Here is a 23,418-nt window from a genome sequence, read left to right as displayed (position 1 = left end):
CCTGTCCCGTCTCCCCCTCGCCACGGCGCTGCTGGCGACGATCCTCGCCGCACAGCCCGCCCTCGCCCAGCAGCGGACGAAGCCCGCGCCCAAGGAGGCGCCCAAGGAGGCGCCGAAGGAACAGCCCAAGGAGGCTCCCGCCCCCGCCGACGTGCCCGCGCCCTACGATCGCGATCTGATGCGCATGGCCGAGGTGATCGGCTCGCTCGCCTTCCTGCGTAACCTCTGCGCCATGCCCGACGCGGCGGAATGGCCCGCGCGGATGAAGGCGCTGATCGAGGCCGAAGGCATCACCCCCGCCCGGCGGGACAGGCTCGCGGGCGCCTACAACCGTGGATACAAGGCCTACGCCCTCACCTACCGCGTCTGCACGGCGGCGGCGCACGAGGCGACGGCCCGCTTCCTGGCGGAAGGTGAAAAGCTGTCTCACGCCCTCGCCGGGCGGTTTGGCGGATGACGTTGATGCATCTCCGCCACAGGGGTGGGTGAACCGGAGGAAGGACCGTATTCGAACGGTCGCGTTAACCGATTCGCAATTACCGGCTAGGCGTCCCGCAATGAGCCGCCTATCATCCATGCTGTCCGCCGGCCTGTTTCAGACCGGCGCAATGGAAATGTCGGACCATGCAGACCATCTCGCAAAGCGCCCCCCTCGAGGCCGATGTCGAGGAGAAGCGTGCCGCCCTGAGCTATGTCTCTGAGGCGTTCGCCGAGGGCTGCCTGGACGGCCTCGACGGAGATTGCATGGCGCAGGCGGCCCTGTTCGCTGCCTTCCAGGAACTCGTCACCACTTATGGTGAGGAGGCGACCGCCCGCTACGCCGAGGGTTTCCCGGATCGGATCCGCGGCGGCGCCTTCACCACCACGCTGCAGCATTGATTGATGGCGGCCCGCCGGTTGAGGCGGGCCGCTTTCCCCCTTACCTCCCGGTGACACAAGCCGCGTGAGGATTTTCGCGAATGCCCATCGCTCTGTTGCCGGACCGCGCCCTCGTCACCGTGACCGGGCCGGATGCCACGAGCCTCCTGCAGGGCGTGATGACCTGCAATGTCGAGACGATCGGTGAGGGCGAAGCGCGGCTCGGGGCGCTGCTGACGCCGCAGGGCAAGATCCTGTTCGATTTCCTGATCTCGCGCATCGCCGACGGATTCCGGCTCGATGTCGCCATCGACAAGGCCGCCGACCTCGCCAAGCGACTGACCCTCTACAAGCTGCGTGCCCAGGTCGAGATCGCTGCCGATCCGACGATGGCCGTCGCCGCCGCCTGGGACGGAGCGACCACCACCGCCGAGACCGCCCGCGTCGCCGACGGCCGTCACCCGGATCTCGGGGCACGGCTCTACGCGGCCGAGGGCGCCTTCTCGGCCGATGCCTCCGAGGCCGATTACCATGCCCACCGCCTCGCCCTGGCGGTGCCGGAGGGCGGGCGCGACTTCACCTACGGTGACGCCTTCCCGCACGAGGCGCTGATGGACCAGCTCGGCGGGGTCGACTTCCGCAAGGGCTGCTATGTCGGCCAGGAGGTCGTCTCGCGGATGCAGCACCGGGGCACCGCCCGCACCCGCCTTCTCGCCGCCGAGTATCCGCAGGGCGCGCCCGCGCCGGGCTCCGAGATCCAGGCCGGGCAGAAGGTGGTGGGCCGGACGAGCGGCGCCGCCGGTTCGCGCGGGCTCGCCATGGTGCGCCTCGACCGGCTCGGCGACGCGCTGGCGGCGGGTGAGGTTCTGGTGGCCGAGGGCAAGCCCCTCGCCGTAGGGCGGCCCGCCTATGCCACTTTCGCCATGCCCGAATCCGGCGGCGAGGCCGCGGGCTGACCATGGCCGAGCCATTGCCCGAGGGGCTGATCCCCCATCCTGACGGGTGCCCCCGCTGCTGGTGGGCCGGGCAGGACCCGCTCTACGTCGCCTATCACGACACCGAATGGGGTGTGCCGGAATTCGACTCCCGTGCCCTGTACGAGAAGCTGATCCTCGATGGGTTCCAGGCGGGGCTGTCGTGGATCACGATCCTGAGGCGGCGCGAGGGATTCCGCGAGGCCTTCGACGGCTTCCGGCCCGAGATCATCGCCCGCTACACGGACGACGACGTCGCGCGGCTGATGGGGGATACCCGCATCATCCGCAACCGCGCCAAGATCGTCGGCACCATCGCGGGTGCGAAGGCGTGGCTGCGCCTTGAGGAGAGCGGCCCCGGATTTTCGCGCTTCCTCTGGGACTTCTGCGATGGCCGGCCGATCCAGGGAAATCCGCACAGCCGTGCCGATGTGCTCACGGAGACCGATGTCTCGAAGCGGATGGGCAAAGCCTTGAAGGCCGAGGGTTTCTCGTTTTGCGGCCCGACCATCATCCACGCCTTCATGCAGGCGGTCGGGATGGTGAACGACCATCTCACCGGCTGCCATCGCCATGCGGCCTGCGCCGCCCTCGCTTCGGCATGAGCGTCCCCCGGACGAAGGAGCCTCCTCGGGCTTCGAAGACCGTGCCGCGGGCTTGGCAGCGGATGCTCTCCGGGCGCCGCCTCGATCTGCTCGATCCGTCGCCGCTCGATATCGAGATCGCCGATATCGCCCATGGCCTCGCCCGCGTCGCGCGTTGGAACGGGCAGACGGCCGGGCCGCATGTCTTCTCGGTGGCGCAGCATAGCCTGCTGGTGGAGGGCGTCGGACGCCACCTCGCCCCGGCCTGCACCGATGCCGAGGGGCTCGAACTTCTGCTGCACGATGCGCCCGAATACGTGGTGGGCGACATCATCTCGCCCCTCAAGGCGGCGATCGGTGATGCCTACAGGGGCGTCGAGAAGCGGCTGCTCGCCGCCGTGCGCCAGCGGTTCGGCGTGTCGGCACCGTCCCCCGCCCTCACCCGGCTCGTGAAGCGGGCCGACCGGATCGCGGCCCATATCGAGGCCGTCCAGCTCGCGGGCTTCTCGGAGGAGGAGGCCGCCCGCTATTTCGGCCCGGCGGTGGCCTTGCCAGAGGCCGTGCTGGCGCTTGCCGAGCCCTGGCCCACCGCCGAGGCGCAGGCGCGGTTTCTCGCGCGGTGTGGGGAGGTGGGGGTCAGGTAGGCCCGAGCCTTGTCACCCTCATCGTCTTTGCGAGCGGAGCGAAGCAAGCCAGGGATACACAAAGCCCGGAAACGTCCCGCATCCCTGGGTCGCTTCGCTCGCGATGACGGGGTGAGGCTTAGGGCGCCTTGCCGAGCTGCGACTTCGCCCGCTCGATGGCCGCTTCGCAGCCCTTGGCGTCGCCCTTCTTGTCGGCGACCTTGGCCTCTTCCAAAGCGACCCGGGCCTGCTGCGCGGCATCGGCACCCTTGCCCGCTTCGGCCGACTTCTCCGGCGGGGCCTCGGGCGCATCGTCCTTGCGCTGGCCCTCGGTGCCGGTGACACCCTCTCCACCCCGCTTGGCGGCCGCCGCTTGCCCGCTCGTGTTGGCGGCAATTGCGTCCTTGGTCTCGGCCTTCACCTTGCCCGACAGGGCTTCGATCTGCTCCGAGCAGGGAGAGGCGAACGCAGGAAGTCCGGATGTGACGAGGGCACCGGCCGTGATGACCACGGCGACGGCACGGGTAGGACGCATCATGTGAAACTTTCCTCGGTCGCGAATCCGGTGCGGAGAACGCTTACGCGCCCAACGCACCGGATCGCGGCCGGGTTCAGGCGCTGGTGGCCTGATCGCGGATCGGCAACTGCCGGATGCGGCGGCCGGTGGCGGCGAAGATCGCGTTGGCGATGGCGGGCGCCACGGGCGGGACGCCCGGTTCGCCGACACCCCCGAGCGGGCCGTCGTAGTTGCCCGTCGGCACGAGGTGGACGCGAACGACCTTCGGGGCGGCGTCGATCCGGATGATCTCGTAGCCGTCGAAGTTGTTCTGCTGGGCACGGCCCTGCTTGAACGTGATCTCGGAGGTGAGGGCGAGCCCCATCCCCATGACCACCGCGCCCTCCATCTGCGACCGGATACGCTCCGGGTTCACCTGCGGCCCGCAATCGACGGCGATGTCGATGGCCTGCACCTTCACCTGACCCTTGGCATCGACCTCCACCTCGGCGGCGACCGCCGTGTAGGTGACGAAGCTGTAGTGCCCGGCAATGCCGAGACCCCGGCCCTTCTCCATCTTGCGACCCCAGCCGGCGCCCTTGGCGGCGGCCTCGATCACGCCGCGCAGGCGGCCCGTGTCGATCGGATAGCGGGACGGATCCTCGCCGTAGTTCCAGACGTCGCCGATAGAGGTCGGGTCGATCTTGCGGGCGGGGCCGATGAGATCGAGCAGGTACTCCTTCGGGTCGCGTCCCGCCTCGTGGGCCAGCTCCGAGACGAAGGACTGGATCGCGAAGGCGTGCGGGATGTTCGAGACCGAGCGGAACCAGCCGATCCGCACATGGGCGGCGGCTTCCGGGTTCTCCATCCGCATGTTCGGGATCGCGAAGGGCGTGTTCACGAGGCCCATGCCGAGCTCGAACGGCAGTTCGTGCTTCGGATCCGGCGCGAAGATCGAGCCGATCGTCGGTGCGCAGGACCGGTGGAGCCACGCCACCGGCATACCCTTCTCGTCCAGCCCCGCCTCGATCCGCTCGGCCGAGATGGTGTGGTAGTAGCCGTGGTGGATGTCGTCCTCACGGGTCCAGGACAGCTTCACCGGCGCGCCGCCGACCTCACGGCTGCACAGGGCCGCCTCGACCACGTAATCGGGCTTGGACTTACGCCCGAAACCGCCGCCGAGCAGCGTGACGTTCACCGTCACCTTGTCGTCGGGCAGGTTGAGGGCCTTCATCAGCCGGTCGTTGGCCGCCTGCGGACCCTGGGTGCAGGCCCAGGCCTCGCAGACGCCGTCCTTCACCCGCGCGACGGCAGCCGGGGGCTCCATCGGCGCCTGGACGAGGTGGGGCACGAAATACTCGGCTACCAGCTTCTTCTTGGCCTTGGCCATCGCGGCATCGACATCGCCCTGCGTCCGCACGACCTTACCGGGCTTGCGCGCCGTCTCCTCCAGCTCCTTGCGAAACACGTCGGTGTCGTAGGAGGCGTTCGGGCCGTCGTCCCAGGTGATCTTGAGGGCGTCCCGAGCCTTCAGGGCCGCCCAGGTGTTCTTGGCGACCACCGCCACGCCGCCCAGCGGCATGAACTCGGACGGGATCTCGCCACCGTCGATCTTGAAGATCTTCACGACGCCGGCGACCTTCTTGGCCTCGGTGTCGTCGAAGGACTTCACCTTGCCGCCATAGACCGCCGGGCGGGCGATGGCCGCGTACAGCATCCCGTCGAGCTTGGTGTCGGCGCCGTAGATCGCCTTGCCGGTCGTGATGTCGAAGTTATCAATCAGCCCGATCTTGCCGGTACCGATGTAGCGAAACTCCTTCGGGTCCTTCAGCTTGACCTGTGTCGGGACGGCGAGCTTGCCCGCCGCCTCGGCCACCGCGCCGTAGCCCAGCGTCTTGCCGGACTTGGCGTGGGTCAGCGTGTGGTTCTTGGCCGTCACCTCGGAAGCCGGCACGCCCCACTGCTTGGCGGCCGCCTCGATCAGCATCGCGCGCATCGCCGCGCCGGCGTGGCGGAAGTGCTGGAAGAAATGGCGGAGCGACCGAGAGCCGTCCGTGTCCTGGTTCCCGAAGCGGTTCTCGTCACCATAGGCCTGGACGACCTTCACCTTCGGCCAATCGGCCTCGAGCTCGTCGGCGACGGTGAGCGCGATGGAGGTGCGCACACCCTGGCCCATCTCGGAGCGATGGTTCGTCACCGTGACGGTGCCGTCCGGGGCGATGGCGATGAAGACCTTCGGGTCGTCGCGCCAGCCATGCGGCATGCCGTCGGCGCCGTATTTGTGCTCCTTCTGCTCCTGGGTCTGCGTCTCGTCGGCCTTGGCCGGGGTGCGCAGGGACAGGGCGAGCACGAGGGCGCCCGCGCCGCCGAGGATGCCGCGGCGGCTGACATTGGCGAGCGCCGGACGGGTCGCCGATTCTTGAGCGGCCTGTTCAGCCATCAACTTGAGATCGTGAATCACAGGCGCTCTCCCTTCGGGGCGGCAGTCTGACCTGCGGCCTGGTGGATGGCGGCGCGGATGCGCGGATAGGTGCCGCAACGGCAGATGTTGCCGCTCATGGCATCGTCGATCTGCGCATCGGTGGGCTTGGGCGTCTCCTTGAGGAGCGAGGCCGCCTGCATGATCTGGCCGCCCTGGCAGTAGCCGCACTGCGCGACGTTCTGATCGCGCCACGCGACCTGGACCGGATGGTTGCCATCCGGCGACAGCCCCTCGATCGTGACGACCTCCTTGCCCTCGGCCTCCGAGACCGGGGTGACGCAGGAGCGTACGGCGGTGCCGCCGAGATGGATGGTGCAGGCGCCGCACAAAGCCGCGCCGCAACCGAACTTCGATCCGGTGAGCCCGACCTCGTCGCGCAGGTACCAGAGCAACGGCATGTCGGGATCGCCGTCGAAGCTGCGGGCAGCCCCGTTCACGGTGAGCTTGATCATTGGTGTCCCTCGCGTCGGGACCGCTCGCGAGGCGGTCCGAAGGGCAGCGGCCGGAGGCACGCCGTCCGGAAAGGTGAATGCAGCGAATGCGCTCAATTGGAACGGGTGTAAGGAGGCGCCGGTTCGGTCGCAATGCGCGATCATCGTGCATGTGCGGTGGCGCACGTCGGTGGAGGGCGGCTAATCCCCGCCAAGGCGCCGTTTCCGGATCCGTCCTGCAGAACCCGTCGTCTGTGGCGAGGATCGGCACGCCGAGGAAGCGTGCGGCTGCGTCGTGCAAGCCATCGCCAAGAGGGAGCCCATGACGGCCGCCTCAAGGACCGCGATGGGCGAGGTCATGGATCGGCTTGCGGAGGCGAGCGCCGCCGAGATCCGTCCGGCTTCCGGTTCATCGGTGAGACGGGCGGCGATCGCTTCGGTGATGCCGACCCCCACCAGGGAGGCGAAGCGGCGCCTCAGCCTCGGGATCGTTGACGTTGATCGGCATGGGGGTCGTCCTCGACGAGAATGTCGATCATTCCCCCTGGCGATCTACACCGTCACCTGCGTCCCGACCTCGACCACGCGTCCCGTGGGGATCTGGAAGAAGTCCGTGGCATCGTTGGCGTTCTTGGCCAGCGTGATGAAGATCCGGTCCTGCCACAGCGGCATGCCCGAATGGGCGGCCGGGCGGATCGAGCGGCGGGACAGGAAGAACGACGTCGCCATGATGTCGAACTTGAAGCCCTGGCGGCGCAACAGCGTCAGCGTCTTCGGGATGTTCGGTGTCTCCATGTAGCCGAACTTCATCACCACCCGGTAGAAATGCGGGCCGACGGGGTCGATGCGCACTTTGTCCGCCTCGTTCGAGCGGGGGGTGTCGACCGTCTCCACCGTGAGCACGACGTTCTTCTCGTGCAGCACCTTATTGTGCTTCAGGTTGTGCAGGAGCGCCGCCGGTGCGATCTCGGGATCGCTCGTCAGGAACACGGCGGTGCCGCGCACGTGGTGGGGCGGGCTCTTCTCCAGCATGGCGACGAGCTCGGTCAGCGGCACGTCGGTCTTGCGGGTCTTGTTGAACAGGATCGTCACGCCCCGCACCCAGGTCCACATCAGGATTACCAGGGCGGCAGCCAGCAACAGGGGCACGTAGCCGCCCTCGACCACCTTGATGAGGTTCGAGAGCAGGAAGAGGAACTCCACCACGATGAATGGCAGCATCGCCGCCGCCGCCGCGATGGGCGACCATTTCCACATCCGCCACATCACCAGATAGGTCATGGAGGCGGTGAGCAGCATCGTGCCCGTGACCGCGATGCCGTAGGCCGAGGCCAGCGACGACGAGGTCTTGAACAGGATCGCCAGCAGCACGACGCCGATCAGCAGGAGCGAGTTGATCTGCGGCAGGTAGATCTGCCCCGCATGGGATTCGGAGGTGTGGCGGATTTCCAGACGCGGCAGCAGGCCGAGCTGGATCGCCTGCCGCGACAGTGAGAACGCGCCGGTGATCACCGCCTGGCTCGCCACCACGGTGGCGATCGTGGCCAGAACGACCATCGGCAGCAGGCCCCAGGCGGGCACCATCTGGAAGAAGGGGTCCGAGGTCTCGGGCTTCTCGATCACCAGGGCGGCCTGGCCCAGATAGTTCAGGGCGAGCGCGGGGAAGACGAGGCAGAGCCACGCCACCTGGATCGGCTTACGCCCGAAATGGCCGAGATCGGCGAACAGCGCCTCGGCCCCTGTCACCGCCAGGAACACGGCGCCGAGCGCCACCAGAGCGCCTGTGCCGTGCCCGAGGAGGTAGTTCACCGCGTGCCAGGGGTTGGCGGCACGGAACACCTCCGGGTGAAGGGCGATGTGCGGCAGGGCCGCCGCCGCCATGGCCAGGAACCAGATGATGGTGAGCGGGCCGAAGAAGGCCGCGACCTTGGCCGTGCCTCGGTTCTGCACGAGGAACAGGGCGACGATGATCGCCACCGTGATCGGCAGCACGTATTCCTCGAAGGCGGGGGTGACGAGCTTCAACCCCTCCACCGCCGAGAGCACGGAGATGGCCGGGGTGATCACCGCGTCGCCGTAGAACAGCGCAGCGCCCATCAGCCCGAGCATGAACACCACACGCGAGCCGCCGAGCGCCTTACGGGCGAGCGCCATGAGCGAGAGGATGCCGCCCTCGCCGTTGTTGTCCATGCGCAGCAGGATCGCGACGTATTTCACGGTCACGATCAGAAACAGCGCCCACAGGATGAGCGAGACCGTACCGAGCACTTCCTCCGGCAGGAGGATGTTGTCGCTCTTGGCCGGGCTCAGCGCCTCGCGGAAGGCGTAGAGGGGGCTCGTGCCGATGTCGCCGTAGACGACGCCGATCGAGCCGACGAGCAGGGTGCCGAACTTGGCATGGCCCTGCCGGGTCTCCGCCCGCTCAGGGGCGTCCAGGGCGCCGGAGGGCGTGGGCCCGTCCGTCTCTCCGGGCGCTGCATCAGGCTGGGCGGTGGAGCCCGGTACGGCAGTCTGGTTCATGGGGGTGTCGAAATTGTCCGCTCGGCCAGCGGCGGGCGGTGCGGCTCTTCGCGGTCCGGTTCGTGGGCCATCGGGGCGCGAAGGATCCGCCGGGCTGGCCGGCACTCGGGGTCTTGTCGCTTGCCTATCATGCTCCCGTGCGGGCGGGAACCATGTGGGGTTGCGGTGACGACGCAGTTCGCCCCCGATATCCCCTCATTCCGGAAGGCCGGCCAGGACGCCGGCATCCATTCCAGCTTAGACCTCGTCCTGAGGTGCCGCGAAGGAGGCCTCCTTCGAGGCGGCTGTCGCCGCACCACAGGATGAGGGGGATCGAGGGGAACGATCCCTTACTCGGCGGCGGTACGGCTGCCTTGGCCGAAGCGGCGCTCGATATAGTCGATGACGATGGTCTCGAAGTCCTTGGCCAGCGTCGCGCCGCGCAGCGTCATCGCCTTCTTGCCGTCGATGAAGACGGGGGCGGTGGGGCTCTCGCCTGTGCCCGGCAGAGAGATGCCGATATCGGCATGCTTCGATTCGCCGGGGCCGTTCACGATGCAACCCATCACGGCCACATTCAGACTCTCGACGCCCGGATAGGTCTTCTTCCACTCCGGCATGGAGGTGGTGATCCAGTTCTGGATGTCGCGGGCCAGTTCCTGGAACGTCGTCGAGGTGGTGCGCCCGCAGCCGGGGCAGGCCGCGACCAGCGGTACGAAGGTGCGGAAGCCCATGGTCTGCAGGAGCTCCTGCGCGACCTTCACCTCCACCGTGCGGTCGCCGCCCGGCTCGGGGGTGAGCGAGTAGCGGATCGTGTCGCCGATGCCTTCCTGCAGCAGGACGCCGATGGCGGCCGAGGCGGCGACGATGCCCTTGGTGCCCATGCCCGCCTCGGTGAGGCCGAGATGGATCGCGTAATCCGAGCGGCGGGCGACCTCGCGGTAGACGGCGATGAGATCCTGCACCGCCGAGACCTTGGCCGAGAGGATGATCCTGTCCTTGCCGAGGCCGAGCTCTTCCGCGCGCTTGGCCGAGCCCAGGGCCGAACGGACCATCGCCTCGCGCATGACGGCGCGGGCATCGATCGGACGCGGGGACTTGGCGTTCTCGTCCATCAGGTGCGTGAGCAGGGCCTCGTCGAGGGAGCCCCAGTTGGCACCGATGCGCACGGTCTTCCCGTACTTGATCGCCTGCTCGATGATGGTCGAGAACTGGGTGTCCTTCTTCTCCTTGAAGCCGACATTGCCCGGGTTGATCCGGTACTTGGCCAGCGCCTCGGCGCAGGCCGGATGCTCGGACAGGAGCTTGTGGCCGATATAGTGGAAGTCGCCCACGAGCGGCACGTGGACGCCGATGCGGTCCAGGCGCTCGCGGATCTTCGGCACGGCGGCTGCGGCTTCATCGCGGTCGACCGTGATGCGCACCAGCTCCGAGCCCGCGCGGGCGAGTTGGGCGACCTGCGCGACGGTGGCGTCGATATCGGCCGTGTCGGTGTTGGTCATGGATTGGACGACGATCGGCGCACCGCCGCCCACCGTCACCGCACCTTCGCCCTCACCGACCGTGACGCCGACCGTGCGGTGGCGCGGGGTGGGACCGGCGATCTCCGGGCCGAGGCCGGCGAGGGAGCCACCGGTGAAGAGGTTCTCGCTGTCGCTGCCGGCTTCCATGACGTTCGCTTCCTTAGACTTCCACCTGCGCCCCGAGCCCGCCGCATGGCAGGAGGGCGGCCAGGGGGACCGCTTCGGGCGATCCGGGGCCGCGTGGCGCGAAGACTGATCTATCCAGCATCTTAGCTGCGAACGGCGCGGCGCGGAATCAAGTCAACCCGGCGCGAGCCCATTCAGCCTGCCTCTTGTCCCATCCCCGGGGCGATGTCGAGCTTGGTGGGGCGATTTGACCGGCCTGTGACCTGCGCGCGACGCCATCACGCGCCCGCGAACAGCTCCCGCGCGCCCTCGACTTCGCTCGCGATGAAGGCCGCCACCGCGCGGATCGGGGCGGCCTGCCGGTGATCCTCGTGGATGTGCATGTGGAAGGCGCGCGTCAGCGATACCGCTTCCGGCAGCACCGCCCTCAGGCCCGGATGGGCGGCGGCGATGAAGGCGGGCAGGATGCACAGGCCCGCTCCAGCGAGCGTCGCGTGGACCTGCGCCAGCAGATTGGTGGAGCGCAGCCGCGCCGAAACCGCCGGTCCGAGCACGCCGAGATAGTTCAATTCGCGCGTAAACAGCATGTCTTCGATGTAGCCGACGAAGGGATGCCCTTCGAGGTCTGCGACGGACTGGATCGGCGGGTGCTTTGCGAGGTAGCTCTCGGCGCCATAGACGAAGAGCCGGTAATCGGTGAGGCGGCGCGCCACTACCCGCGCCTGCTGCGGCGGTGACAGGCTGACCACGATGTCGGCCTCGCGCTTCGACAGGCTGAAGATCCGGGCCGTGGCCATGATCTCCACCTCCAACCCCGGATGCCGCCGTGTCAGCCGGTGCATCCGGGCCGCGAGGAAGACGCTGCCGAACCCGTCCGGCGCGCCGATCCGCACCGTGCCGGACACCGTGTGGGCGGCCTCCGTTGCCGCGCTGGCCGAGACGAAGGCGCTCTCCATGCTCTCCGCGGCGGCGAGCAGATTCTCGCCCGCTTCCGTCAGCGCGTAGCCGAGGTTGCTGCGGTGGAAGAGCTGCGCGCTGAGGGTCTCTTCCAGCGCGCGGATGCGGCGCCCGACCGTGGTGTGCTCCGTGCCTGTCTGCCCGGCGGCGGCGCTCAGCGTCCCGGTGCGGGCGACCGCGAGGAAGAAGCGCAGATCGTCCCAGCTTCCGGTGACCCTCTTCGCGACCATCGCCCACCAAGCCGGTAACAAACGTCGTGCATCGATGCACGACCGCTGCGAGCCGGTCCAGCTTTATCGTTCAGCGGTCTCTGCTAACGTCAGCCAAAAGCCGGATTCGGCAGATTTCATAGGGAGGTGCGCCATGCGCAACGTCGGACATTTCATCGGCGGCCGTATCGTCGGCGGCGAGAGCGGCCGGACGGCCGATGTGTTCCACCCCTCGACCGGCGAGGTCCAGGCCAAGGTCGCGCTGGCGAGCCGCGCCGAGATGCGCGCGGCGGTCGAGAACGCCAAGGCGGCCCAGCCGGCCTGGGCGGCGACCAACCCGCAGAAGCGCGCCCGCGTCATGATGCGCTTCCTGGAGCTGATCCGCGGCTACAACCAGGAACTGGCCGAACTCCTCGCCTCCGAGCACGGCAAGACGGTGCCCGACGCCAAGGGCGACATCCAGCGCGGCGTCGAGGTGGTCGAGTTCGCCTGCGGCATCCCGCACCTGCTGAAGGGCGAGTACACCGAATCGGCCGGCACCGGCATCGACGTGTATTCCCTGCGCCAGCCGCTCGGCGTGGTTGCGGGCATCACGCCCTTCAACTTCCCGGCCATGATCCCGCTGTGGAAGTGCGCCCCGGCCATCGCCTGCGGCAACGCCTTCATCCTGAAGCCCTCCGAGCGCGATCCGGGCGTGCCGATGCGCATCGCCGAGATCTTCCTGGAGGCAGGCCTGCCGCCGGGCATCCTCAACGTCGTGAACGGCGACAAGGAGGCGGTCGACGCGATCCTCGATGACGAGGATATCTCGGCTGTCGGCTTCGTCGGCTCGTCCTCGATCGCCGAGTACATCTACGTCCGCGCCGCGCAGACGGGGAAGCGCGCCCAGTGCTTCGGTGGCGCCAAGAACCACATGATCATCATGCCCGATGCGAACATGGACCAAGCGGTCGATGCGCTGATCGGCGCGGGCTACGGCTCGGCGGGCGAGCGCTGCATGGCGATCTCGGTCGCGGTGCCGGTGGGCGAGAAGACCGGCGACCGCCTGATGGAGCGGCTGATCCCCCGCGTCGAGGCTCTGAAGATCGGCCCGTCCCATGACGAGGCTGCCGATTACGGCCCGCTCGTCACTCGCGAGGCGGTGGAGAAGGTGCGCGGCTATATCGAGACCGGCGTGAAGGAAGGCGCGAAGCTCGCCGTCGACGGGCGCGGCTTCAAGCTCCAGGGCTATGAGAACGGCTTCTACCTCGGCGGCTCGCTGTTCGACCACGTGACCCCGGACATGACGATCTACAAGGAAGAGATCTTCGGGCCGGTGCTCTCGGTGGTACGGGCGAAGGATTACGAGGAGGCGCTCGCCCTTCCCTCGACGCACCAGTACGGCAATGGCGTCGCGATCTTCACCCAGGACGGCGATGCCGCCCGCGACTTCACCACCCGCGTGAACACCGGCATGGTCGGCGTGAACGTGCCGATCCCGGTTCCGATCGCCTACCACACCTTCGGCGGCTGGAAGCGCTCGGGCTTCGGCGACCTGAACCAGCACGGGCCGGATTCGATCCGCTTCTACACCAAGACCAAGACCATCACGCAGCGCTGGCCGAGCGGCATCAAGAGCGGCGCGGAGTTCTCGATCCCGACCATGCGGTAGAAGAGAGGCGCCGCCAGATCCCTTCGTCTTTGCGAGCGAAGCGAAGCAATTCAGGGCGGCGCCACGTTTCCGGGATGTCCCGCATCCCTGGATTCCTTCGCTGACGCTCGCAAAAACGGGGTGGGTTTCATACGACGCCCCGTTTCGCGGCGTCCGCTTGCCGAAGGGATCGACTCGCGCTTCGTTCCGGGACCGGGAGGAACCACCCATGTCATTCGGCCTCGACGAGGACCTGACCGCGATCCGCGACATGGCCGCTGCCTTCGCGGCCGACCATATCGCCCCCCACGCGATCGCGTGGGACGAGACCAAGACCTTCCCGGTCGGCACGCTCCGTGAAGCCGCCGCGCTGGGCATGGCGGGGATCTACGTTCGCGAGGAATCCGGCGGCACCGGCCTCGGGCGGATCGAGGCGGCCTTGATCTTCGAGGCGTTGGCGCAGGGTTGCCCGACCGTCTCGGCCTTCCTGTCGATCCACAACATGTGCGCCTGGATGATCGACGCCTACGGCTCGGACGAGCAGCGGGCGCGGTTTCTTCCCGGCCTCACGGCGATGGACACCATCGCGAGCTACTGCCTGACCGAGCCGGGCTCCGGCTCCGACGCGGCGGCGTTGCGCACACGCGCCGAGCGCGACGGCGACCATTACGTCCTGACCGGCGAAAAGCAGTTCATCTCCGGCGCGGGCGCCAGCGACCTCTATGTCTGCATGGTCCGCACCGGCGAGCCGGGGCCGAAGGGCATCTCGGCCATCGTGGTGGAGAAGGACACGCCCGGCCTCTCCTTCGGTGCCAACGAGCGCAAGATGGGCTGGAACGCGCAGCCCACTCGCGCCGTGCGCTTCGACGGATGCCGTGTGCCTGTGGCCAACCGCCTCGGCGCCGAGGGCGAGGGATTCCGGATCGCCATGAGCGGCCTCGATGGCGGGCGGATCAACATCGCCGCCTGCTCGCTGGGTGGCGCTCAGGCGGCACTCGACAAGGCGCTGGCCTATATGGGCGACCGCCGGGCCTTCGGCGGGAAGCTCACCGATTTCCAGGCGCTGCAGTTTCGCCTCGCCGACATGCAGACGGCGCTCACCGTCTCGCGGACCTTCCTGCACCATGCCGCCAGGGCCCTCGACGCCAAGGCACCGGAGGCGACGCAGCTCTGCGCCATGGCCAAGCGCCATGTGACGGACGCCGCCTTTGAGGTGGCGAACCAAGCCCTGCAACTGCACGGCGGCTACGGCTATCTCGCCGAGTACGGCATCGAGAAGATCGTTCGCGATCTGCGCGTTCACCAGATCCTCGAAGGCACCAACGAGATCATGCGCGTGATCATCGCTCGTGCGCTGATCGGAGGCCGCTGATGGACGAGGTGATCGTCGAGGTCGAAGGCGCGCTCGGCCGTATCCGCCTCAATCGTCCGAAGGCGTTGAACGCCCTGAACCATACGATGGTCGGACTGATCGATACGGCGCTCGATCGTTTCTCGTCCGACCCCGCCATCGCCGCCGTGCTCCTGACCGGCGAGGGCGAGCGCGCCTTTTGTGCGGGCGGCGACCTGCGCTCGCTCTACGAGGACGGGACCGCCGTCGCAGAAGATTTCTGGCGGGATGAATACCGCCTCGATTCGCGCATCAGCCGGTTCGAAAAGCCGTTCGTGGCGGTGATGGACGGCATCACCATGGGCGGTGGCGTCGGGCTGTCGGGCCATGCCGCGCACAGGGTCGTCACCGAGCGCTCCCGCGTTGCCATGCCGGAGACCGGCATCGGCTACCTGCCCGATGTCGGCGGGACGTGGCTCCTGCCCCGCGCGCCGGGCGAACTTGGCACCTATCTCGGCCTGACCGGCGCGCAGATCGGCGCGGCCGATGCCATCCTCTGCGGCATGGCCGACGTTTTCGTGCCCTCGGCCTCGCTGCCGGACCTGATCGCGGTCCTCGCTTCCGGCGAGGAGGTGGACGCGGCCTTGACCCGCTTCGCGCAAAACCCTGGCGAGGCGCCGCTCGAGGCCCACCGCGCGGTGATCGACCGCTGCTTCGCCTTCGACATGATGGACGAGATCGTCTCGGCCCTCGACGCGGACGGTTCCGGCTTCGCGGCCGAGACGAAAGAGGTGCTCCTCACCAAGGCGCCAACGAGCCTCGTGCTGACGCTCTGCCTGCTGCGCCTCGGCCGCGCGGCGCCGACCCTGGAGGCGTGCCTGGAGCGCGAGTTCCACGCCTCCCTCGCGGTGCTGGAAGAAGGCGATTTCCGCGAGGGAATCCGCGCGGTGGTGATCGACAAGGACAAGTCGCCCCGTTGGAACCCGCCGCGCCTCGATCAGGTCGATCCCGCCCGGATCGCGCGATGGCTGGAGACGCGGGCGGAGCCGGTGTTTTCGAAGGATCGCACCGGGCCGGTGTGAGGTGAACACCAATTGCCGCCCACTCTCGGCCTCATCCTGAGGTGCTGCGAAGCAGCCTCGAAGGAGGGCTCCAGGATTCTCGGAGCGATCTGGAGCCCTCCTGCGAGGCCCGCCGACGCGGGCACCTCAGGATGAGGGTGTGGGTGGGAGACCAACAGGGACAGGGAGGACCACAATGGCACGCACGATCGGCTTCATTGGGCTCGGCAACATGGGCGGACCCATGGCCGCCAACCTCGTGAAGGCCGGGCATAGTGTCCGCGGCTTCGACCTCGTGCCCGCCTCCCTCGACCTCGCCCGCGAGGCGGGCGTGACGGTGGTCGGCTCGGCCCTCGAAGCCGCTCAAGGCGCCGAGGTGGTGATCACCATGCTCCCCGCCGGACGCCACGTCATTGAAGTCTGGACGCAGATCGCCGAGGCCGTCCCCGAGGGTACGCTGCTCATCGATTCCTCTACCGTCGATGTCGAGAGCGCCCGCAAGGCGCACGCCCTGGCGAAGGCGCGGGGTTGCCTCTCCGTCGATGCGCCGGTCTCCGGCGGGACGGGCGGCGCCAAGGCCGGGACGCTCACCTTCATGGCGGGCGGCGAGGAGACCGCCTTCGCCGGGGCCGAGCCGCTGCTCAAGGCCATGGGCAAGAACGTGTTCCATTGTGGGCAGGCCGGGGCCGGTCAGGCGGCCAAGATCTGCAACAACATGATCCTCGGCATCTCGATGATCGGCGTCTGCGAGGCCTTCGCGCTGGGCGAGAAGCTCGGCCTGTCGCACGAGGCGCTCTACGATGTCGCCTCGGTCTCCTCCGGCCAGTGCTGGTCTCTGACGAGCTATTGTCCGGTGCCGGGTCCCGTGCCCGCCTCGCCCGCCAACAACGGCTACAAGCCGGGCTTCGCTGCCGCGCTGATGCTGAAGGACCTGCGCCTCGCCCAGGCCGCCGCGCTGGCGGCCGGTGCCTCGACGCCGCTCGGCGCCGAAGCGGCACAGATCTACGGTTTGTTCGAGGGCCTCGGCCACGGGGGTGAGGACTTTTCCGCCATCATCCGTATGCTCCGCGGCACGGAAGGAAAGGCGTGATGAGCTTCGAGACCATTCTCACCGAGACGCGGGGGCGGGTTCTCCTCCTCACGCTCAACCGGCCGAAGGCCCTCAACGCGATCAACGCGCAGCTCACCGCCGAGGTGATCGAGGCGGTGACCAAGGCCGATGCGGATCCGGAGATCGGCTGCATCGTCATCACCGGCTCGGAGCGGGCCTTCGCGGCGGGTGCCGATATCAAGGAGATGCAGCACCTCACCTATGCCGAGGTCTACGGCAAGGATCGCTTCGCCGACTGGGACCGGTTCAACGCCGTGCGCACGCCGATCATCGCGGCGGTGGCGGGCTACGCGCTGGGCGGCGGCTGTGAACTGGCGATGATGTGCGATTTCATCCTCGCCGCCGACACGGCGCAGTTCGGCCAGCCGGAGATCAAGCTCGGCGTCATGCCTGGCATGGGCGGCAGCCAGCGGCTGGCCCGCTACGTCGGCAAGGCCAAGGCCATGGAGATGTGCCTCACCGGCCGGATGATGGATGCGGCGGAAGCCGAGCGCTGCGGCCTCGCCTCGCGCATCGTCCCCGCCGCCGACCTCGTCGAGGAGGCGGTGAAGACCGCGACCGCCATCGCCGGCATGTCCAAGCCCAGCGCGATGATGACCAAGGAAGCGGTGAACCGCGCCTACGAGACCACCCTCACCGAGGGTCTGCGCTTCGAGCGGCGGGTGTTCCACGCCATGTTCGCCACCGAGGACCAGAAGGAGGGCATGGCCGCCTTCGTGGAGAAGCGCCCGGCGATGTTTTCTCATAAGTGACACCGGGTTTCCCCTCTCCAGCCTCATCCTGAGGCGCCGTCGCGTGAGCGGCATCTCAGGATGAGGGAGGGGCAACGCGAGACGAATAAGAAGAGGGGAGGACATCATGCCGAGCTTCCGGGAAGCCCGCGATCTGCTGCTGGCCCATCGCACGGATTACGCCGCTGCCGTCGAGGCCTTCGCGTGGCCCGATCCGGTGCCGTTCAACTGGGCGCTCGACTGGTTCGATGCCGGCCTCGCCGCCGACTATCCCGACCGCCCGGCCCTGCGCATCGTGGAGGCCGCGACCGGAGCCGAGCAATCGCTCACCTTCGGTGAATTGAGCCGCCGCTCGAACCAGGTGGCGAACCACCTCGCAGGCCTCGGCCTGGAGCGAGGCGACCACCTGCTCCTGCTGCTCGGCAACGTACCCGCCCTGTGGGAGACCTTCCTCGCCGCCATGAAGCTCGGCGTGGTGGTGATCCCCGCCACCACCCTGCTCACCGCCGAGGAACTGGCCGACCGGCTGGAGCGCGGCCGGGCCAAGGCCATCGTGGCCGGGCCGGAGCAGGTCTCGCGCTTCGCTACGCTCGATACGACGGGCGTGATCCGCATCGTCACCGGCCCGGCCACGGACGGCTGGCGCGCCTTCGACGAGGCGTTCGCGGCGCCGGACACCTTCTCCCCCAGCCAACCGACCGGGGCCGAGGATCCGCTGATCCTCTATTTCACCTCCGGCACCACCGCGAAGCCGAAGCTGGTACGCCACAGCCACCGCTCGTATCCGGTCGGCGCCCTGTCCACGATGTACTGGCTCGGGCTCCAGCCCGGCGACCAGCATTGCAACGTCTCCTCCCCCGGCTGGGCCAAGCACGCGTGGTCGTCGCTGTTCGCGCCCTGGAATGCGGGGGCGACGATCCTCGTGATCAATCAGGCGCCGTTCAACGCCCGCATCCTGCTGGACCAACTGGAGAAGACCGGCGCCACGACGCTCTGCGCCCCGCCGACCGTCTGGCGCATGGTGATCCAGGAGGAGCTGAACGGACGGACCCTCAAGCTGCGCGAGGTCTGCGCGGCGGGTGAGCCCCTGAATCCCGAGGTGATCGAGCGGGTGAAGTCGGCCTGGGGCCTTACCATTCGCGACGGTTACGGCCAGACCGAGACCACCGCGCTGATGGCGAATACGCCCGGCCAGCCCGTGGTGCCTGGCGCCCTCGGGCGGCCCCTGCCCGGCTACCGGGTGCGTGTGCTCGATGCCGACGACCAGCCCGCCAGCGAGGGCGAGGTCTGCCTCGAACTGGGCGCCCACCGCCCCGCCGGGCTGATGCAGGGCTACGATGACGGGCGCGGACGCCTGACCGGCGCCGAAGGCGACCTCTATCGCACTGGCGACGTCGCCTTCGTGGATGCGCAGGGCTGCTACACTTTCGTTGGCCGGGCCGACGACGTGTTCAAATCCTCCGGCTACCGGATCAGCCCGTTCGAGCTGGAAAGCGTGCTGATCGAGCACCCCCTCGTCGCCGAGGCGGCGGTGGTGCCGGTGCCCGACCCGCTCCGCTACCTGATCCCCAAGGCCTATGTGTTGCTCACCGCCTCGGCCAAGGCCGGGCCGGAGGCCGCGCTCGATATCTTCCGCTTCACCAACGTCAAGCTCGCGGGCTTCAAGCGCCTGCGCGCCCTGGAATTCGTGGACGAGCTGCCCAAGACCATCTCCGGCAAGATCCGCCGGGTGCAGCTTCGCCGCCTGGAGCATGACGGCGTGACCGACGATCCGTATCGCGGCATCGCCTTCACGCAGGCCGATTTCCCGGAACTGAAGGGCGAAGCCGAGCGCAAACCGGACCAGACGGCGGGCTGACGGCCTTCCCCGCGCCTCGTCATTGCCTCGCTGCGCTCGCAATGACGTTGGCGAAGTGGGGACCCCCACGGTTAACGGCGCCCTGCAGTAATCGGAAGAATTTAGCGGATCCGGCGAGGGGCGCATCGACTCTGCATCGGGCCTTCGCCCTCCGAACGGCCGATGCATAAAATTGTCCGCATTCGCTTCAGCGCGAAGGAGGGGGGTGAGCGCAATCCTAGGTCTATAGAGACACGGGATTACACGCGATGGGCGCGAGATTTCTCAAGGCGATGCGGGGTGCGGTGATCGCGGTGGTCGCCCTGATGGGCACCGCGGCTGGCGTGCAGGCCCAATCGCTGGCGAGCTTGCCGAGTGAACCCGGCATCGTCCCGAAAGCCGAAGCGCGGCCGATCGCGGCCTGGGTGACGTTCTGCGAGACCTACGCGGCGGAATGTGCGGTGGACCGCAGCGAGCCCACGCGCATTGCCCTGACGCCCGCGATCTGGACCACGATCGTCGTGATCAACAAGCGCATCAACAAGGCAGTCGAGCCGCTGACCGACATGGAGCACCTGAACGTCGCCGACCGCTGGGATCTCGCGGAGGACGGTTCCGGCGATTGCGAGGATTACCAGCTGCTGAAGCGGCATCTGCTCGCCCTGTCCGGGCTGCCGCGCCGGGCCATGCGGATGACCGTAGTCATCGACGAGAAGGGCGAGGGTCACGCCGTGCTGACCCTGCTGACCGACCGGGGCGATCTGATCCTCGACAACAAGACCGATTTGGTCCTGCCGTGGCATCGCACCGGCTATGTCTTCATCAAGCGCGAGAGCCAGGATGCAGTGGCCTGGGTTTCGCTGGGCGGGGCCACCTCTCCGGTGACCACCGCGAATCGCTGAAACGATCAGGCCGCGCGCGGCAGGTCCGTGCGGGCGAGCCCGGACACGTAGGTCTCGACCCGGCCGATGAAGGCGGCGAGATGCGGTGCGATCCCCCGCAGCGAAGCGAGATCGCGCGAGAGGATGTCGAGGGACAGGGCGCGGTCACCGGCCGAGGGGGAACCCTCGAGATAGGCGTTCACCGCGTGCTCCGCGAGACCGAGGGCCCCGACCCGGCCATCCTCGGCGAGGGCTCGAATCACCTGCTGGATAGCGGGCTGCATGAATGACGTCCTCAACTCTGGGTCACGGTGCCGTGCCGTGGCCGCATTCTTGCGACGAAGTTCGATAGGGCACCGCGCTCGGCCGCGTCGGGCGGCGCATTTCAAGCCGGCAAAGGGACAGAAAAGCAAGGGCGCGAATGGGTTACCGGGCCGATCGCAGGGCCGATATTCCCTTGACGCATAGGTAAGGGCGAAGCTCTGCGTCAAAAAATGATGCCGTTGATGGAACCTCTGCTTCGGCCAGTCAGTTAACTCCCGTTCATTTTTCAGTTGTCTGTTCAACCAGAGCGTGCAAGCCTCCCATCGTCATGCGGCGCTGGGATGGGGGCATGGTCAAGGGAGCGGGCATTCCGGGCTTTCCCTTCGGCGATTGGACCGCCGGGCGATGGCGCGCCGGTCCTCTCATGGGTCGGGCACGCCAGGGTTTCAGCCTCGCCATCGTCGGGCTCATTCTCACCCTGGGCAGTGCGACGACCCACGCTCATCGCGGCACTGACCTTCCCGACAGCGTTTTCGAACCAGGTGGGCCGCCGACGCGCAGCATCGCCGGCTGGGCCGATTTTTGCCGACGCATGCCCGAGGAATGCACCATCGATCCCGCGCAGCCCAAGGTGATTCCTCTGACGCTCGCCACATGGCGAACCCTGCGCAGCGTGAATGCCCGGGTGAACGGCCGGATCAAGCCGATGACCGACAAGGCCCATTGGGGCGTGGTCGATCGCTGGGACTTTCCCGATGACGGCTTCGGCGATTGCGAGGATTACCAGCTGCTCAAGCGGCGCATGCTCGCCGAGCGCGGCCTGTCCCGGCGGGCGCTGCTGATGACGGTGGTGATCGACGACATCAACGAAGGCCATGCGGTGCTGACCGTGCGCACTGACCGGGGCGATTTCATCCTCGACAACAAGACCGACGAGATCCGTCCCTGGAAGCGCGTGCCCTACAGCTTCGTGAAGCGCGCGGGACAGGAGGGCACGGCCTGGGTGTCCCTGGAGGAGGATGGCCGGGGAGAAGGTGCGAAGGTCGCGACCGCCGAGCCGTAAGGGCCGTCACACTCCGGCGATCATCGCCGCGAGGTTCAGGGCGAGGCGGCCCGAGAGGAGGCTCCAGCCGCAGGCGATCATCGTCGCCAGCATCACGAAGGGGACGGGGCGCCCCTCGATGCGGCGGCCCCGCACGGTGTTGCGCAGGATGATGAAGGGCGCCGAGAAGGCGAGGAGCGGCAACGCCACCACGGTCAGCACGCCGCCCCGCTCCAGCAGGTTGAAGCTCGCCCGCCGCGCGGCGAACAATTCGAACGCGCTGGCGAGCAGCCCCGACAGGGCGAAGCCGATGCACAGGGTGCGCAGGGCGTCGAATGCGGCGGCGCTGATCGTCATGGCACGCGGTCCCGGAATGGCCCGCGTACTCTGATCCATCGTTTACCGAACGTTAAGCAGAGAGTTTACTTAGCGTTAACCGGTGCACAGGCGGTTCGCGCCTCAGACGTCCTCGAGGTCGATATCGAGGATGGCCATGCGGAACACGAAGGAATCGTCGCCGTCCTCCTTGTCGTCCGCGACCACGCCGATCGACTCCTCGCCGATGAACACCTCGGCCGTGTCGCCGGTCTTCATGGCCTGGATGCGGATGTTGGTGTTCGCGAAGGTGCGGCGCATGTAGGCTTGCAGCTTCGCGATCTCGGATTTGGTCACGCTGTCTGTTCTCCGCTGGCGGCGTGGAGCGAGGGGCAGCGATTGCCACGGGGACATCCCCACCGCAAGCGGTGCCGCAGGGCGGGCGGCTAGATCCCCTCTCCCACATGGATGAACGCATCCAGGGCGACGAGCTGGTCCATCGCGCGGGCCGGATCGTCGCAGCCCGCCGTCCCGACGACGCGGGCGGGCACGCCCACCACCGTCGTGTTGGGCGGGACGGGCCGGAGCACCACCGAGCCCGCGGCGACGCGGGCGCAGGCACCGACCTCGATATTGCCGAGGATCTTGGCCCCGGCGCCGATCATCACGCCGCGGCGGATCTTCGGGTGACGGTCGCCGCGCTGTTTGCCGGTGCCGCCCAGCGTCACCGCGTGCAGGATCGACACGTCGTCCTCGATCACCGCCGTCGAGCCCACGACGAGGCCGGTGGCATGGTCGAGGAACACGCCCCGGCCGATCCGCGCGGCGGGGTGGATGTCGCACTGGAACACCTCCGAGACACGGCTCTGGAGGTAGAGGGCCAGATCGCGCCGTCCGCGGTTCCATACGTGGTGGGCGAGGCGGTGGGCTTCGAGGGCGTGGAAGCCCTTGAAATACAGGACCGGCTCAAGGGCGCGCAAAGTCGCGGGGTCGCGGTCGATCACCGCCCCGATATCCGCCCGGAAGGCGGCACCGATGGAGGGATCGGCCTGGATCGCCTCATGGAAGGAATGGGCGATCAGCTCTGCCGGTAACGACGGATGCCCGAGCCGCGCTGCGACCCGGTGCGCGACCGCCGCCTCCAACGTCGGATGGTTCAGCACCGTGGCGACCATCAGCGAGGCGAGTTGCGGCTCGGTGCGCAACACCTCCTCGGCCTCGTCCCGCACCCGCGACCAAACGGGATCGCAGACGGCGAGATCCGTCTTGGTGTTGAAGGCTGGACTTGCGCTCATGCTCCCACGCCCGTGGTGACCTGTCACTGAATTCCGGGGTCTTGCTCAACTCAGGGGTTCATCCCTGGACCCCACCGAAGGAATCATCCCTTCGGACACTCGTGAGACAGCGTGGTGTGCCGCACCGGTGCGTTCAAGGGTGGCCGGTGCGCGGGGCTG

At 68.1% G+C, this 23,418-nt stretch carries 23 protein-coding genes; 13 read left to right on the top strand and 10 right to left on the bottom strand.

Annotated elements, in window-relative coordinates; translation table 11 throughout:
* Position 1 precedes the first annotated feature (1 nt).
* From J4O73_RS04120 to J4O73_RS04100, 5 genes are all read left to right on the top strand, one after another.
* The gene (locus J4O73_RS04120; RefSeq protein ID WP_426214928.1) at positions 2-457 is read left to right on the top strand and encodes a TIGR02301 family protein; all 456 of its coding nucleotides are present in this window, start codon (positions 2-4) and stop codon (positions 455-457) included.
* Between the two features lie 167 nt (positions 458-624).
* Positions 625-879 carry a hypothetical protein gene (locus tag J4O73_RS04115; RefSeq protein ID WP_378968011.1) on the top strand — a complete coding sequence of 85 codons (255 nt, stop codon included), beginning with the start codon at positions 625-627 and terminating at the stop codon, positions 877-879.
* Between the two features lie 80 nt (positions 880-959).
* Complete coding sequence (locus J4O73_RS04110) at positions 960-1,814, top strand: YgfZ/GcvT domain-containing protein (RefSeq protein ID WP_426214788.1); 855 nt, start codon at positions 960-962, stop codon at positions 1,812-1,814.
* A gap of 2 nt (positions 1,815-1,816) precedes the next feature.
* A complete protein-coding gene (locus J4O73_RS04105; RefSeq protein WP_426214786.1) occupies positions 1,817-2,437 on the top strand; it encodes a DNA-3-methyladenine glycosylase I in 621 nt (206 codons plus the stop codon).
* Positions 2,438-2,499: 62 nt separating this feature from the next.
* A complete protein-coding gene (locus J4O73_RS04100) occupies positions 2,500-3,060 on the top strand; it encodes a hydrolase (RefSeq protein WP_426214926.1) in 561 nt (186 codons plus the stop codon).
* A gap of 118 nt (positions 3,061-3,178) precedes the next feature.
* Here the strand turns inward: J4O73_RS04100 and J4O73_RS04095 are convergent, their stop codons facing one another.
* The 6 genes from J4O73_RS04095 to J4O73_RS04070 all read right to left on the bottom strand — a co-directional run bounded on the left by J4O73_RS04095 (position 3,179) and on the right by J4O73_RS04070 (position 11,783).
* A complete protein-coding gene (locus J4O73_RS04095; RefSeq protein ID WP_426214784.1) occupies positions 3,179-3,577 on the bottom strand; it encodes a hypothetical protein in 399 nt (132 codons plus the stop codon).
* Positions 3,578-3,650: 73 nt separating this feature from the next.
* The gene (locus J4O73_RS04090; RefSeq protein WP_426214782.1) at positions 3,651-5,996 is read right to left on the bottom strand and encodes a molybdopterin cofactor-binding domain-containing protein; all 2,346 of its coding nucleotides are present in this window, start codon (positions 5,994-5,996) and stop codon (positions 3,651-3,653) included.
* Positions 5,993-6,469 (bottom strand): (2Fe-2S)-binding protein, encoded by a 477-nt coding sequence (locus tag J4O73_RS04085; protein WP_426214780.1) that lies wholly within the window; start codon positions 6,467-6,469, stop codon positions 5,993-5,995. Before J4O73_RS04085 ends, J4O73_RS04090 begins: the two co-directional genes overlap by 4 nt.
* A gap of 531 nt (positions 6,470-7,000) precedes the next feature.
* Positions 7,001-8,968 (bottom strand): potassium transporter Kup, encoded by a 1,968-nt coding sequence (locus tag J4O73_RS04080; protein ID WP_426214778.1) that lies wholly within the window; start codon positions 8,966-8,968, stop codon positions 7,001-7,003.
* 329 nt (positions 8,969-9,297) lie between these two features.
* Entirely contained in the window at positions 9,298-10,617 is a 1,320-nt protein-coding gene (ispG, locus tag J4O73_RS04075) for a flavodoxin-dependent (E)-4-hydroxy-3-methylbut-2-enyl-diphosphate synthase (RefSeq protein ID WP_378968029.1), read from the bottom strand.
* A 257-nt stretch (positions 10,618-10,874) separates the two neighbouring features.
* Positions 10,875-11,783, bottom strand: coding sequence for a LysR family transcriptional regulator (locus J4O73_RS04070; RefSeq protein WP_426214776.1), 909 nt, complete (start codon positions 11,781-11,783; stop codon positions 10,875-10,877).
* Positions 11,784-11,916: 133 nt separating this feature from the next.
* Between J4O73_RS04070 and J4O73_RS04065 the strand changes: the two genes are divergently transcribed.
* The 7 genes from J4O73_RS04065 (at position 11,917) to J4O73_RS04035 (ending at position 20,364) form a co-directional block, all read left to right on the top strand.
* Positions 11,917-13,413, top strand: coding sequence for a CoA-acylating methylmalonate-semialdehyde dehydrogenase (locus J4O73_RS04065; protein WP_378968033.1), 1,497 nt, complete (start codon positions 11,917-11,919; stop codon positions 13,411-13,413).
* 208 nt (positions 13,414-13,621) lie between these two features.
* On the top strand, positions 13,622-14,764 hold the full coding sequence (locus tag J4O73_RS04060; RefSeq protein ID WP_426214774.1) for an acyl-CoA dehydrogenase family protein: 1,143 nt from the start codon (positions 13,622-13,624) through the stop codon (positions 14,762-14,764).
* Positions 14,764-15,804 (top strand): enoyl-CoA hydratase/isomerase family protein, encoded by a 1,041-nt coding sequence (locus tag J4O73_RS04055; protein ID WP_426214772.1) that lies wholly within the window; start codon positions 14,764-14,766, stop codon positions 15,802-15,804. Before J4O73_RS04060 ends, J4O73_RS04055 begins: the two co-directional genes overlap by 1 nt.
* Positions 15,805-15,979: 175 nt before the next feature.
* Positions 15,980-16,873, top strand: coding sequence for a 3-hydroxyisobutyrate dehydrogenase (mmsB, locus tag J4O73_RS04050; protein ID WP_426214770.1), 894 nt, complete (start codon positions 15,980-15,982; stop codon positions 16,871-16,873).
* Entirely contained in the window at positions 16,873-17,646 is a 774-nt protein-coding gene (locus J4O73_RS04045) for an enoyl-CoA hydratase (protein ID WP_426214768.1), read from the top strand. Before mmsB ends, J4O73_RS04045 begins: the two co-directional genes overlap by 1 nt.
* 106 nt (positions 17,647-17,752) lie before the next feature.
* The gene (locus J4O73_RS04040; RefSeq protein ID WP_426214766.1) at positions 17,753-19,483 is read left to right on the top strand and encodes an AMP-binding protein; all 1,731 of its coding nucleotides are present in this window, start codon (positions 17,753-17,755) and stop codon (positions 19,481-19,483) included.
* 272 nt (positions 19,484-19,755) lie between these two features.
* Positions 19,756-20,364, top strand: a complete 609-nt coding sequence (locus J4O73_RS04035; RefSeq protein ID WP_426214924.1) for a transglutaminase-like cysteine peptidase — start codon at positions 19,756-19,758, stop codon at positions 20,362-20,364.
* Positions 20,365-20,369: 5 nt separating this feature from the next.
* Here the strand turns inward: J4O73_RS04035 and J4O73_RS04030 are convergent, their stop codons facing one another.
* Positions 20,370-20,627, bottom strand: a complete 258-nt coding sequence (locus tag J4O73_RS04030) for a hypothetical protein (RefSeq protein ID WP_378968047.1) — start codon at positions 20,625-20,627, stop codon at positions 20,370-20,372.
* 404 nt (positions 20,628-21,031) lie between these two features.
* On the opposite strand from J4O73_RS04030, the gene J4O73_RS04025 reads away from it, so the two are divergent.
* Positions 21,032-21,670, top strand: coding sequence for a transglutaminase-like cysteine peptidase (locus J4O73_RS04025; RefSeq protein WP_426214922.1), 639 nt, complete (start codon positions 21,032-21,034; stop codon positions 21,668-21,670).
* 6 nt (positions 21,671-21,676) lie between these two features.
* Here the strand turns inward: J4O73_RS04025 and J4O73_RS04020 are convergent, their stop codons facing one another.
* From J4O73_RS04020 to cysE, 3 genes are all read right to left on the bottom strand, one after another.
* A complete protein-coding gene (locus J4O73_RS04020; RefSeq protein ID WP_426214764.1) occupies positions 21,677-22,006 on the bottom strand; it encodes a DUF6949 family protein in 330 nt (109 codons plus the stop codon).
* Positions 22,007-22,108: 102 nt separating this feature from the next.
* Positions 22,109-22,321: a DUF3126 family protein gene (locus J4O73_RS04015; protein ID WP_243957216.1), complete on the bottom strand. Its 213-nt coding sequence runs from the start codon at positions 22,319-22,321 to the stop codon at positions 22,109-22,111.
* An 89-nt stretch (positions 22,322-22,410) separates the two neighbouring features.
* Positions 22,411-23,259: a serine O-acetyltransferase gene (gene cysE / locus J4O73_RS04010; RefSeq protein ID WP_426214762.1), complete on the bottom strand. Its 849-nt coding sequence runs from the start codon at positions 23,257-23,259 to the stop codon at positions 22,411-22,413.
* Between the last annotated feature and the right edge of the window lie 159 nt (positions 23,260-23,418).

Origin of the sequence: Methylobacterium sp. NFXW15 (assembly GCF_049887755.1) — a bacterium.
Taxonomy (GTDB): domain Bacteria; phylum Pseudomonadota; class Alphaproteobacteria; order Rhizobiales; family Beijerinckiaceae; genus Methylobacterium.
This window is presented reverse-complemented; position numbering and strand designations above follow the sequence as displayed.